The following is a 12,500-nucleotide window of genomic DNA, read 5'->3' as shown; positions in this document are numbered from 1 at the left end:
AGGAGTTCACCCCAAAATGTTCGAAGCTGCAATTCTCTGGGACTGGCTGGCCTTTGCGGTGCGCTGGTTGCATGTGATCACCGCCATCGCCTGGATCGGATCGTCGTTCTATTTCATCGCTCTGGATCTTGGGCTGCGCAAGGCGCCGGATCTGCCTGCGGGCGCGCATGGCGAAGAATGGCAGGTCCACGGCGGCGGCTTTTATCATATCCGCAAATATCTGGTGGCGCCTTCGGAAATGCCTGACCATCTGACCTGGTTCAAATGGGAAAGCTACGCGACCTGGCTGTCCGGTGCGGCGATGCTGATGATTGTGTATTGGGTCGGCGGCGAATTGTATCTGATCGACAGCGCCAAGGCCGATCTGGCCCTGTGGCAGGGCATCGCGATTTCCGCCCTCAGCCTGACAATCGGCTGGATTTGTTACGATTTCCTGTGCAAATCCAAACTGGGTGAGACACCGACGCTCTTGATGGTGTTGCTGTTCGTGATCCTGGTGATCATGTCCTGGGGCTATACCCAGGTCTTTACCGGCCGGGCCGCGCTTTTGCACATGGGGGCCTTCACCGCCACCATCATGACCGCCAATGTGTTCTTCATCATCATGCCGAACCAGCGCATTGTCGTCGACGATCTGCAAAATGGCCGCACGCCGGACCCGAAATACGGCAAGATCGCCAAGCTGCGGTCGACCCATAACAACTATCTCACCTTGCCGGTGATCTTTCTGATGTTGTCGAACCACTATCCGCTGGCGTTCGCGACGGAATACAACTGGCTGATCACCTGTCTGGTGTTCCTGATGGGCGTGACGATCCGGCATTATTTCAATTCGGTCCACGCCCGAAAAGGCGAGCCGACCTGGACCTGGGCGGTCACGCTTGTCCTGTTCATCCTCTGCGCCTGGCTTTCGACCGCGCCCTCCTGGGGCAGCTACGAAGAGGCCGATGCCCGCGCGCTGACACCCTATGAACAGAAATTCGCATCCGCCGCACATTTCGAAGACGCCCAGAACATCGTGATTGGCCGCTGCTCCATGTGCCATGCCCGTGAACCGGTCTGGGACGGTATTCGCTGGGCCCCCAAAGGCGTGTTTCTGGAAACCGCCGGCGATGTGGCCCAAAATGCCCGCGCGATCTATCTGCACGCCGGGGTCAGCCACGCCATGCCGCCCGCCAATATCACCGAAATCGAAGCCGAGGAACGCCGCATGCTGGTTGCCTGGTACACAAGCGCCAAGGCCTACTAAGTCCCTTTCTTCTGTTCAAAAATATCCCGGGGGGTTTGGGGGGCTGGCCCCCCATCTGCCCTGCGGTTTGGGGGGCTGGCCCCCGGGCTGACATCTCAAAGCCAAACCGACATAGCAAAAAGGGCGGCCTATCAAAGCCGCCCTTTCCTGTTTTCTTGGCAAAAAACACTCAACCTGCGGCGGCAACCGCCCGTTTGGTCATCACCGCCACCAGATGCGCGCGATAAGCGCCGGTGCCGTGCAAATCGCCGATCATTCCGTCACCCGACAGCGACAGACCGGCCAATGCATCCGCCGAAAAATCTGCCGACAATGCGGCTTCGGCCTCGGTCCAGCGGAACACCCCTTCTTCGGACGCACCGGTCACTGCGACCCGCACGCCATCGGCGAATTTGGCGACAAACACGCCGACCAATGCGAAACGCGAGGCAGGTTGCTCGAACTTCACATAGGCGGCTTTTTCCGGGATCGGGAAGGTCACCGCAGTCACGATCTCGCCCTCGTCCAGCGCGGTGGTGAACATGCCCTGGAAATAATCGTCCGCCGCAATCTCGCGCGCGTTGGTCACGATAGTTGCACCAGACCCCAAGGCCGCCGCCGGATAACAGGCGGATGGATCGTTGTTGGCCAAAGATCCGCCAATGGTGCCACGATTGCGCACCGCCGGGTCGCCGATACCACCGGCCAGCGCCGCCAGCGCCGGATAGGCCCCGGCCCCCGCCGCCACTGCGCCATGGGTGCTGCCACCGCCAATCGTCAGGCTGTCGCCCGCTTGCGAAATCCCCTTCATCTCGGAAATCCCGGACAGGCTGACCAATTTCGACGGCATGGCCAACCGCTGTTTCAGCGTCGGGATCAGCGTCTGACCGCCGCCCAGCGCCTGTGCGTCTTCATCCGCCAATGCGGCCACGGCGTCAGCCACGGATGTTGGCCGTTCGATGTCAAAGCTATACATATCCTAGCCCTCCCTTAGCTGGCTTGGTTGATTGCGGCCCACACACGGGCGGGCGTCGCAGGCATATCAATGTGATCCACTTTATGCCCGCCAGACTGCAGCGCGTCGAGGATGGCGTTGATCACGGTCGGCGGCGATCCGATCGCCCCGGCCTCGCCACAGCCCTTCACACCCAATGGATTGTGGGTACAAGGCGTCTGGCAGGAATGGTCGACGCTGTAGCTGTCCATATGCGGCAGATCATCGGCGCGCGGCATGGTGTAATCCATGTAAGACGCCGACAGAAGCTGACCGTTGTCGTCATAGACACAGTTTTCCAGCAAGGCCTGGCCGATCCCCTGGGCGATGCCGCCATGCACCTGACCTTCGACGATCATCGGATTGATGACATTGCCGAAATCATCCGCCGAAACGAATTTTTCGATCTTCACATGGCCGGTCTCCGGGTCCACCTCAACCTCGCAGGCATAGGCGCCCGCCGGATAGGTGAAGTTCGACGGATCGTAAAACGCGGTTTCCTCCAAACCCGGTTCGATATCCTCCAGCGGATAGTTATGCGGCACATAGGCGGCCAGACAGACATCCCCCCAAGCCACCGATTTATCCGTGCCGGACACCGTGAACTGACCGTCCTTCAATTCGATATCGGCCTCAGAGGCCTCCATCAAATGGGCGGCGATCTTCTTGGTCTTGTTGATGATCTTCTCGGTCGCCCGCACCATGGCCGACCCGCCCACCGCGATGGAGCGCGAGCCATAGGTGCCCATACCCATCGGCGTATTGGCGGTGTCGCCATGCACGATTTCGACCTGTTCTTCCGGGATGCCGATCATTTCGGAAATCACCTGGGGAAAGGCGGTTTCATGCCCCTGCCCGTGGCTGTGCGATCCGGTCATCACCACCAATCCGCCGGTGGCGTTGACCCGCACTGTGGCGCTTTCATACAGGCCGGCACGTGCCCCCAATTGCCCGACAAGGTTCGACGGCGCGATGCCACAGGCCTCGATAAAGCAATTGATGCCCAGACCGCGCAGCTTGCCCTTGGCTTCGGATGCAGACCGGCGCGCGGCAAAGCCGTCGCGGTCGATCAATTCCAGCATCTTGTCCATGGTGGCATGATAGTCGCCCGTGTCATAGACCACGGCAACTGGCGTCTGATACGGGAATTCCGTGATGAAGTTCTGACGGCGCAGTTCGACCGGATCAGCGCCGACCTCCCGCGCCGCTTTGTCGATCACCCGTTCAAGCTGATAGGTCGCCTCGGGGCGCCCAGCGCCACGATAGGCATCCACGGGCACGGTGTTCGTGAACACCGCCTTGACGTTGGTATAGACCAGCGGCGTCTTGTAGTTCCCGGCCAAAAGCGTGCCATGCAGCCATGTCGGCACCGAGGGCGCAAAGGTCGACAGATAGGCCCCCATGTTGGCATAGGTCAGACAGCGCAGGGCGGTGAAATTATTGTCTGCATCCAGCCCCAATTCGATCTTGGTCACATGGTCGCGCCCGTGACAGTCGGACATGAATGCCTCGGACCGGGAAGAGGTCCATTTGACCGCACGGTTGATCGCCTTGGCGGCAAAGGTACAAAATGCCTCTTCCGCGTAGTGAAAGATCTTGGTGCCAAAGCCGCCGCCGACATCCGGTGCCACGACGCGCAGCTTGTGCTCGGGAATGCCAAGCACAAATGCCCCCATCAAGAGCCGGATCACATGCGGGTTTTGCGATGTGGTATAGAGCGTTGAATCGCCGGTGCCGCGGGCGTAATCGCCCACCGCCACGCGCGGCTCCATCGGGTTGGCCACCAGACGGTTGTTGACCAGTTCCAATGTCGTCACATGCGCGGAATTGGCAATCGCGGCGTCCACGGCGGCCTTGTTTTCCTCGACAAAGCCCCAATCGTAACACAGGTTGTCCGACAGGTCGTCATGCACCAGCGTTGCGCCATCGGCCAGCGCGGCCTTCATGTCGACCACTGCGGGCAGCTCTTCGATATCGACTTCGATCGCCTCGGCCGCATTTCGCGCCTGTTCCAGCGTATCGGCAACAATCGCGGCAATCGGGTCGCCGACATGGCGCACCTTGCCCTGGGCCAGAACCGGGTGGGCCGGTTCCTTCATGGGTTGGCCGTGTTTGTCGGTCACTTCCCACCCACAGGGCAGACCGCCGACACCTTCGAAATCGGCGCCGGTGAAAATCCGCACCACGCCGGGCATTGCGGCGGCGGCGGCGGTATCGAGGTTGGTGATCCGTCCATGCGCCACATCAGAGCGCAGGAAATGGACATAGGCCTGTCCGTGAATATTGATGTCGTCGGTGTAATTCCCGACACCTGTCAAAAAGCGCACGTCCTCGCGGCGCTTGGTGCTGGCTCCGATGCCATGATCTTTCGGCATTTCAATTCCTCCCTTGGGGTCGGTGCGCGTTCACTGCGCACTGCGACTGTCAAATCACTCGGCGGCGACGGCTGGCACATCCTGGCCAGAGGCGGCCATGATCGCGCGAACGATGTTGTGATACCCGGTGCAGCGGCAAATATTGCCTTCCAGATAGTCACGCACCTCGGCCTCGGTCGGTTTGGGGTTGTCCTTCAGCAATGCCGCCGCAGACATCACCATGCCCGGCGTACAGAACCCGCATTGCAGCCCGTGATAATCCTGAAACGCCTGCTGGATGGTGTTCAACGTGCCATCCGCGGCGGCCTGGCCTTCGATGGTTGCCACATCGGCGCCATCCGCCTCGGCGGCGAACATGGTACAGCTTTTCACCGCTTCGCCATTCACATGCACCACACAGGCCCCGCATTGGCTGGTGTCACAGCCGACATGCGTGCCGGTCATGCGCAGATCCTCGCGCAGAAATTCGACGAGCAACCGATTGCCCGCCACATCGCCGCTTACGGATTTTCCGTTCACGGTCATGGTTACCTTGGTCATGAAATCCCTCCCTGGGTGTCGTCTGATTGTGGGTCTGGCGCCGGTCAGCTGACCAGACGTTTGATCCAACCTTTTTTGGCTTCGCCCGCCGTTTCGCCCGCCGCATCACCTGTCGCTTCGGGTGCATCTGCTGCGCTGTCTTCCGCCGGCGGGCCTTCGACCGCCTGCTGGAAATTGGCAAAGAACTGATCGGCCATCTTCTTGGCGAAACCGTCGATGATGCGGCTGCCAAGCTGGGCCAGCTTGCCGCCGACCTTGGCCTCGACCTCGTAATGCAAGGTGGTGCCGGTTTCGGTGGGTTCCAGCCGCACTTCGGCACCGCCCTTGGCAAAACCGGCAGCGCCGCCCTTGCCCTCTCCGGTCATGGTCAGGCTCTGCGGTGCCACCATCTCAGACAGGGTGACCGCGCCCTTGAAGGTGGCTTTGACCGGGCCGACCTTTTGCACAACCGTGGCTTGAAACCCCTCTTCTGGCGTGCCGGACATTTCCTGACATCCGGGCACACATTGTTTCAAAACCTCTGGATCAAGCAGCGCGGCCCAAACGGTTTCGGGCGGCGCGGCGATTTCGCGGGAATCGGTGAGTTGCATGAATATTTGCCTCCTTGGGTCAGAGCCTAGGCGGAACTGTCACAGCCCGGCTATTGTACCAAAGTCCAGACTGACTGTCGCGGCCCGGGTTTTCCAGCCCTGTTCCGGTTCTGTGACCGCTTTCTTGCGATTTGGCCCGGAAAACCCGGCCCGATATGCGACCATAGGCGTAGTGCCTTGTGCCGTCTCGACGCGTAATATGATCCGCAAGCGATATCCTGTAACCTGGCGCGCACCGCAGACGCACAACCCCGAACCAACGGCCAGAACCAACGACCCGAACCGACAGCCCGAACCAATCCTCCCCAACCACAGGCGCACAGATGACAATCGACCACCTCGCCCCGCTTGACGGACCTGCCAGCGCCCTGGTGATTGACGATCACCCGCTGTTTTGTGACGCGCTGGTGTTGACGCTGCGGGCGATTTGCACCGGGGTGCAGGTCGACACCGCCGCCAATCTTGCCGCCGCTCTGGCACAGATCGACGCCGGTCAGCGGCCGGACGTGGTGTTGCTGGATCTGAACCTGCCGGATGTCAACGGATTGGACGGCTTGATCCGGCTGCAAACCGCGCTGGGCCGCGAGGTGCCAATCGTGGTGGTGTCTTCGATGGCCGACAACCGGATGATTTCCAAGGCGCTGGCCGCCGGGGCCGCCGGTTTTGTCCCCAAGCACAGCCAGAAGGCGGCCTTTCACGATGCGCTGTCCACCATTCAGGCCGGGGGCATCTATACCCCGGACAATTTCCTGCCCGACAGCCCCGAGGGCACCTCGCAGGTTGAGGCCGTCGAACGGCTGACGACGCTGACCAACCAGCAAACCCGCATTCTTCAGCTGATCTGCGAAGGCAAGTTGAACAAGCAGATTGCTTTTGATCTGACAATCGCGGAAACCACGGTCAAGGCACATGTCACTGCGATCATGCGCAAACTGGGGGTGCAAAGCCGGACCCAGGCGGTATTGGTCGCCCAGGAGGCGCGGTTTTCGGGCATCTTGTCAGAGGGTCGTGAACGGGCGTAAACTTGGCCCTGTCGCGACAGACCCACCAGAGGCGGAAGACGGAATTCTTGGACGGTCCCAATCGCATATCGACCGCCCAGGGCGAAGACGCGAAACGCGAGGGCGAAGACGCGAAACGCCTGCGGTGCACGCAGGTGTCGATACATGATCCTGACCCGATTGGCGCGATTGTCTCTGGCCTTGGCGCGGGATCATCTGCGGCCGTCACGTTTGAATTGGTTTTGTTGTTCATCAGCAGCGACGCCGATTTCGACGCTCTGGTCACTGCGGCCCATCGCCGACTGACGGCCCGCCATATCGTCGCCTGCACCACTGCGGGCGAGATTGGCGAGAAAGGTTATGAAGACGACCAGATCGTGGCAATGGCGCTGATGCCAGAGAGCTTTCGCGCCTCCTGTTACCTGGTGGAACGGCTGGACCAGATCGCACCACAGGACGAGATCGACCACCTGATCCGCTGCCGCGTGGCCCTGGCGGATGCGGCGCCGGATCATGCGGCAGAATTCGCCTTTCTGACCATTGACGGCATGTCGCGGCGCGAAGATGCGGTGACCGCCGCGCTGTCCACGGGATTGGGTGGCATGCCCCTGTTTGGTGGATCCGCCGGGGACGGCCAGCGGTTCGGGCGAACCTTTGTCGCCCTGGACGGGCAGATCCATGAAAACGCCGCAGTCGTGACCCTAGTGCGCAGCCGCTGCCCGATCCGGGTGTTCAGCCTCGATCATCTGACCCCGACCGACACCAAGATGGTGGTCACAGAGGCCGATCCGCAAAATCGGATCGTGCGCCAGATCAATGCCGAACCGGCCGCCCGCGAATACGCCCGCATCGTCGGCAAAATGCCGGATCAGCTGGATCAATTCACCTTCGCCGCACATCCGGTTGTGGTGCAACTGGGCAGCCGCCACCATGTGCGCGCGATCCAGCGGGTCAATGAACATGGCGAGTTGGTGTTCTTCTCTGCCATCGACGAGGGCATGGTACTGACGCTTGCGGACAGCGGCGAAATGGCGGCGCATCTGGACAGTGAACTGGCACGTTTGTCGCGTCATGGCGCGCCGGAAATGATCCTTGGCTGTGATTGTCTGCTGCGCCGGATCGAGGCCGAACAGCATCAGATCGGCCCGGCGGTCTCTGAGGTGCTGCGCCGTCACAATGTGCGCGGCTTTGCCACCTATGGCGAACAGGTGGGCGCGCTGCATGTCAATCACACCATGACCGGCGTGGCGTTCTATCCCCCCGACAGCGACATGCCCAAATGACACTGGTCAATCCCAACGACAGCCTGGAACGGCAGAACGAAAAGCTGTTGCGCATCACCCAATCGCTGATGCGGCGGGTGGAACAGCAACAGGACCCCTCTGGTCTGGCCTATGCCCAATTCGAGCGCGCCGCATTGCTGGAGGATCAGGTGCGCGCCCGCACAAGGGATCTGGAACATGCGCTGGCGTTGTTGCATGATTCCAACCTGCGGCTGGAACAGGCCAACGCTGATACCGAAGCCGCCCGCGCCAACCTCGCCGATGCGATCGAAGCGGTGAACGAAGGTTTCGCCCTGTTTGACCAGCACGACCGGTTGGTGCTGAGCAACAGCCGGTTTTCCATCGACATGCGCGATATCTCTGGCCAGCTGCAACCCGGCCTGCCGTTTGACAGCTATGTCGATATCGTCAGCCGATCCGCCTTTCTTGCGCTGCCCGATGGGGAAACCCCCGCAGGCTGGGCCGCGATGCGCAAGTCGCTGCACAAGGGGCGCAATGCCATGTTCAATGTGCGCCTGAAACAGGGGCTCTGGCTTCAGGTATCGGAACGGCGCACGGCCAATCTGGGCACTGTTGTACTGCAAACCGATGTGACCGATCTGATCCGGTTGGAACGCCAGGAACGGGAACGTCTACAGGACAAACAGGCACGGCTGATCTCGGCGACGTTGGACCATTTGAACCAAGGCGTCTGTATCTTTGATGGCGAGGCGCGGCTTCTGGGCTGGAACGTGCGGGTGGCGGAATTGCTGAACCTGCCGCTGAGCCGGATGCAGATGGGTGCGCGGTTTGCGGCGCTGATTGACCGTATGCCCAGCGATTTCACCCTGTCCCAGGGCATGTCCCGCAAGCGGTTGTTGACCTGGGCCGCCCATCCCACCCGCCACGGTGCCCTGCGGTTCGAGGCCCGTCAGGGCGCGGCGCGCACGCTGGATGCCTTTGCCCAGGGTTTGCCCGACAGCGGATTTGTGATTTCCTTCACCGATGTGACCGCCGAACGCAATGCCGCCCGCGCATTGCAGGACATGAATGAACGGCTAGAGGTGCGGGTCGCCGAACGCACCACCGAACTGGCTACGGCACTGGCCACAGCCGAACGCGCCAATGCGTCGAAATCGCGGTTTGTCGCCGCCGCCAGCCATGACCTCTTGCAACCGCTGTCCGCGGCAAAACTGTTTATCAGCTCGCTCCAGGGTGCGGGCATGTCACCCCAGGACAACGAGGCGCTGGACAAGGCGACCATGGCGTTGGGATCGGCCGAAAACATCATTGACGCGCTGTTGGATATTTCCCGGCTGGACAGCGGGCTGGCGGAATTTGACATGCGCACCGTCAGCCTGACACCGATCTTTACGGCGCTGCGCACGCAGGTCGAACCATTGGCGGCGCAAAAGGGGCTGGCGCTGCGGGTGGTGGACAGCAACCTTCAGGTGGAAACCGATCCATCCTATCTGCGCCGCATCCTGCAAAACCTGTTGGGCAATGCGGCGCGCTACACCGAAACCGGCAAGATCCTGATGGGGGTGCGGCGCTGTGGACCATTGGCCCGGATCGAGGTCTGGGATACCGGCCCCGGCATCGCCGAAGAACATCGCGACGAGATTTTTCGCGAATTTGCCCGCGTGCATGCCCCGGCCTCTGCCTCCGAAGGATTGGGGCTGGGGCTGGCGATTGTCGATCGCGCCTGTGCCGGGCTGGGCCACCAATTGGACCTGCGGTCGGAACCCGGGCGCGGCACGGTGTTTTCGGTCACGCTGGCGCTGGCGGACCCCATTGCCGATCCGTCCGACACCACCCGCCGCCCTGCCCCGCGCCAAGCACCCGCCAAGGGCCGGATGGTGTTTCTGGTGGAAAATGACGCCAATATGCGCCGCGCTCTGACCATGGCGCTGGAAAGCGGCGGTGCCGATGTAATCGACGTTGCCGGTGCAACCGAAGCGCTGGATCTGCTGGACGAGCTGGATCTGATCCCCGATGCGCTTTTGCTGGACGAGGCTCTTGGCCCCGGTCTGCGCGGCACGGAATTGTTTGACGCCATCACCGCGCGTTACGGGCCGATCCCCGCCTGTATCCTGTCGGCGGAACGCTCTGCGGATCTGGCACAGCGTTGCCGGGATCTGGGCCTGCCGCTGCTGCACAAACCGATCGACACCGCGGAACTGGACCGGTTTCTGGCCACCACCGGCCCCGGCAGAACGGCACGCCAGAACGGCAAGCCGAGGGTGTTTCAGGCCAAAGAGGGCTGAGCCGCCTTTGGCCAAAACCAATTGCCCAAATCAATTGACGGCAACGGCGCAAGGATCGCCGGTCACCCCGATCCGGCCATCCCCCCATCCCGAGCATAACCCGGCCAAAGGCCTGCGACCATGGTCGCACTGCGCGGTTGCAGACAGCGGCGCAATTGCTGATAGACTGCGCGCAAGGAGGATTTCCCATGCAAGGCATTCCGGAAATTGCGCTCGACTGGCATCGTCAGGGGCATGGCGTGGCACTGGCCACGGTGGTCGAAACCTGGGGCAGCGCGCCACGCCGCACGGGGGCACAGCTGGTGATCCGCGCCGATGCCGCGATGGAGGGCTCGGTCTCGGGCGGCTGTGTCGAAGGCGCGGTTGTGGTCGAAGCGCTGGAGGCGCTGGAAGACGGCGCACCGCGGCTGTTGGAATATGGTGTTTCCGATGGCGATGCCTTTTCCGTTGGGCTGGCCTGCGGCGGCACAATCCGGGTTCTGGTCGAACCTGTCGGCGGCGCCCTGCCCGTGGCCATGCTGGAAGATCTGGTCACGGCCCGCGCCGCGCGCCGGCCCGTTGCCTATGTGATCAATCCCAGCGAGGGCAGCCGCCGGTTGGCCTTCGACGGGTTTGACAGCCGGTTTCGCATGGACCGTTCGGGTTTTGAGGACGACGGCGAAACCTTTGTCGCCATTCACAATCCCCCGCTGCGCCTGATCGTTGTCGGGGCGGTTCACATTGCCCAGCATCTGGTGCCGATGGCACGTGATATTGGCTATGATCCGGTGGTGATCGACCCGCGCGACAGCTTTGCCGCGCCGGCACGTTTCCCCGACACGCGCCTTTTGTCCGATTGGCCCGACGAAGCGGTGGCCGATCTTGGGCTTGATGGGCGCACGGCGCTTTGCCTTTTGACCCATGATCCGAAATTGGATGATCCCGCGCTCGCAGCCGCCTTGCGGTCGGGCGTGTTTTATATCGGTGCGCTGGGATCGAAACGCACCCATGCCAAACGATTGGACCGGATGGCCGAAGCCGGGTTCACGCCGCAGGAGTGCGCCCGCATTCACGGCCCGATCGGGCTTGATATCGGCGCAGCCAGCCCGGCGGAAATCGCGGTGTCGATCCTTGCGGAAATGACCCGCGTGCTGCGGCAAGGCGCATGAAGGTGATCCGATGAGGTTTGGGCCCCTGCCGGTTGCCGATGCGCTTGGCGCGGTTCTGGCGCATTCGCTGCAACTCAACGGGCGAAAGCTGCGCAAGGGCGTGACGCTGACGGCGCAGCATATTGCCGATCTGACAGCCGCCGGCGAACATGAGGTGATCGTTGCGCGCCTTGATGCCGGCGACATTCACGAAAACGAAGCGGCGGCGCAATTGGCCGGCGCGCTGGTGCCGGATCCGGCCGCCGCCGGATTGCGCCTGACCAAGGCCTTTACCGGCCGGGTGAATCTGATCGCCGAAGGGCCGGGCGTGGCGATGCTGGACGTCGACCGGCTTGTGGCCTTGAACCGGATCAACCCGATGATCACCCTGGCCACGGTGCCCAATTTCCAACAGATGTCGCCCGGCGGCATGGTCGGCACCGTCAAGATCATCGCCTATGCCGTGCCGGAAAATGATTTGAGGGCCGCCATGGACCGGGCCCGATCCGCCATCCGATTGGCGCGCCCGGTTGTTCAAACTGCAAGCCTGATTGTAAGCGAAATCCCCGGCGGGGCCGGCGAAAAAGGCGTTCCGGCGATTGCCGCGCGGCTGGCGGCGCTGAATGTCACGCTGGAACAGGTCGTACCGGTCCCGCACAAGACCCAGACCATTGCCGAGGCATTGCGCCGTGTGAACAGCGATCTGGTATTGATTTTGACGGGGTCTGCCACCTCTGACCCGGCGGATGTGGCGCCCGAAGCCCTGCGGCAGGCAGGCGGTCGGGTGATCCGCTTTGGCATGCCGGTCGATCCCGGCAATCTGTTGTTTCTGGGGGACATGGCCGGGCGCCCGGTGATCGGCCTGCCGGGCTGTGCCCGCTCTCCGGCATTGAACGGTGCGGATTGGGTCTTGTCCCGCGTGGCATGTGGCATCGCGATTGACCATGACGATATTGCGGCCATGGGGGTTGGTGGCCTGCTCAAGGAAATACCGACCCGCCCGCAACCCCGGGGTGGCTGACCGCCCCCACCTCGCGCGAAAATCCCCCGGAAACGAAAACACGCCCGATACCAACCAAGGCATCGGGCGTGCATGACGTGTCATGAAGGACAGCA

The 12,500-nt window shown here is 62.1% G+C and carries 10 protein-coding genes; 6 read left to right on the top strand and 4 right to left on the bottom strand.

Annotated elements, in window-relative coordinates:
- The first annotated feature begins 16 nt into the window (after positions 1-16).
- Positions 17-1,249 carry a urate hydroxylase PuuD gene (locus Q4577_RS04960; protein WP_303469928.1) on the top strand — a complete coding sequence of 411 codons (1,233 nt, stop codon included), beginning with the start codon at positions 17-19 and terminating at the stop codon, positions 1,247-1,249.
- A gap of 169 nt (positions 1,250-1,418) precedes the next feature.
- On the opposite strand, the gene Q4577_RS04955 is transcribed toward Q4577_RS04960, so the two are convergent.
- The 4 genes from Q4577_RS04955 to Q4577_RS04940 are packed head-to-tail and all read right to left on the bottom strand — an operon-like array spanning position 1,419 to position 5,727.
- Positions 1,419-2,204, bottom strand: coding sequence for a xanthine dehydrogenase family protein subunit M (locus Q4577_RS04955; RefSeq protein ID WP_244687322.1), 786 nt, complete (start codon positions 2,202-2,204; stop codon positions 1,419-1,421).
- Positions 2,205-2,218: 14 nt separating this feature from the next.
- Positions 2,219-4,597, bottom strand: coding sequence for a xanthine dehydrogenase family protein molybdopterin-binding subunit (locus tag Q4577_RS04950; RefSeq protein ID WP_244687324.1), 2,379 nt, complete (start codon positions 4,595-4,597; stop codon positions 2,219-2,221).
- Positions 4,598-4,651: 54 nt separating this feature from the next.
- Positions 4,652-5,137 (bottom strand): (2Fe-2S)-binding protein, encoded by a 486-nt coding sequence (locus Q4577_RS04945; RefSeq protein WP_244687326.1) that lies wholly within the window; start codon positions 5,135-5,137, stop codon positions 4,652-4,654.
- 44 nt (positions 5,138-5,181) lie between these two features.
- Positions 5,182-5,727, bottom strand: coding sequence for a CoxG family protein (locus tag Q4577_RS04940; protein ID WP_303469931.1), 546 nt, complete (start codon positions 5,725-5,727; stop codon positions 5,182-5,184).
- Positions 5,728-6,050: 323 nt separating this feature from the next.
- Between Q4577_RS04940 and Q4577_RS04935 the strand changes: the two genes are divergently transcribed.
- From Q4577_RS04935 to Q4577_RS04915, 5 genes are all read left to right on the top strand, one after another.
- Positions 6,051-6,749 carry a response regulator transcription factor gene (locus tag Q4577_RS04935; protein ID WP_244687330.1) on the top strand — a complete coding sequence of 233 codons (699 nt, stop codon included), beginning with the start codon at positions 6,051-6,053 and terminating at the stop codon, positions 6,747-6,749.
- Between the two features lie 47 nt (positions 6,750-6,796).
- Positions 6,797-8,011 (top strand): FIST N-terminal domain-containing protein, encoded by a 1,215-nt coding sequence (locus tag Q4577_RS04930; RefSeq protein WP_303469932.1) that lies wholly within the window; start codon positions 6,797-6,799, stop codon positions 8,009-8,011.
- A complete protein-coding gene (locus tag Q4577_RS04925; RefSeq protein ID WP_303469934.1) occupies positions 8,008-10,257 on the top strand; it encodes a PAS-domain containing protein in 2,250 nt (749 codons plus the stop codon). Before Q4577_RS04930 ends, Q4577_RS04925 begins: the two co-directional genes overlap by 4 nt.
- A 188-nt stretch (positions 10,258-10,445) precedes the next feature.
- Positions 10,446-11,405, top strand: a complete 960-nt coding sequence (locus Q4577_RS04920) for an XdhC family protein (RefSeq protein WP_303469935.1) — start codon at positions 10,446-10,448, stop codon at positions 11,403-11,405.
- A gap of 10 nt (positions 11,406-11,415) precedes the next feature.
- Positions 11,416-12,405, top strand: a complete 990-nt coding sequence (locus tag Q4577_RS04915) for a molybdopterin-binding protein (RefSeq protein WP_303469936.1) — start codon at positions 11,416-11,418, stop codon at positions 12,403-12,405.
- Positions 12,406-12,500 lie beyond the last annotated feature (95 nt).

The organism is Marinovum sp. 2_MG-2023, from assembly GCF_030548265.1.
Taxonomy (GTDB): domain Bacteria; phylum Pseudomonadota; class Alphaproteobacteria; order Rhodobacterales; family Rhodobacteraceae; genus Marinovum.
Note: the sequence above shows the minus strand (reverse complement) of the source record. Positions and strands in the feature narration are given on the sequence as shown.

Excerpts from the sequence above, each read along its gene's own strand:
- Q4577_RS04960 (WP_303469928.1), top strand. The coding sequence starts at position 17 with ATGTTCGAAGCTGCAATTCTCTGGGACTGGCTGGCCTTTGCGGTGCGC.
- Q4577_RS04950 (WP_244687324.1), bottom strand. The coding sequence starts at position 4,597 with ATGCCGAAAGATCATGGCATCGGAGCCAGCACCAAGCGCCGCGAGGAC.
- Q4577_RS04925 (WP_303469934.1), top strand. The coding sequence starts at position 8,008 with ATGACACTGGTCAATCCCAACGACAGCCTGGAACGGCAGAACGAAAAG.
- Q4577_RS04915 (WP_303469936.1), top strand. The coding sequence starts at position 11,416 with ATGAGGTTTGGGCCCCTGCCGGTTGCCGATGCGCTTGGCGCGGTTCTG.
- Q4577_RS04945 (WP_244687326.1), bottom strand. The coding sequence starts at position 5,137 with ATGACCAAGGTAACCATGACCGTGAACGGAAAATCCGTAAGCGGCGAT.
- Q4577_RS04935 (WP_244687330.1), top strand. The coding sequence starts at position 6,051 with ATGACAATCGACCACCTCGCCCCGCTTGACGGACCTGCCAGCGCCCTG.
- Q4577_RS04955 (WP_244687322.1), bottom strand. The coding sequence starts at position 2,204 with ATGTATAGCTTTGACATCGAACGGCCAACATCCGTGGCTGACGCCGTG.
- Q4577_RS04940 (WP_303469931.1), bottom strand. The coding sequence starts at position 5,727 with ATGCAACTCACCGATTCCCGCGAAATCGCCGCGCCGCCCGAAACCGTT.
- Q4577_RS04920 (WP_303469935.1), top strand. The coding sequence starts at position 10,446 with ATGCAAGGCATTCCGGAAATTGCGCTCGACTGGCATCGTCAGGGGCAT.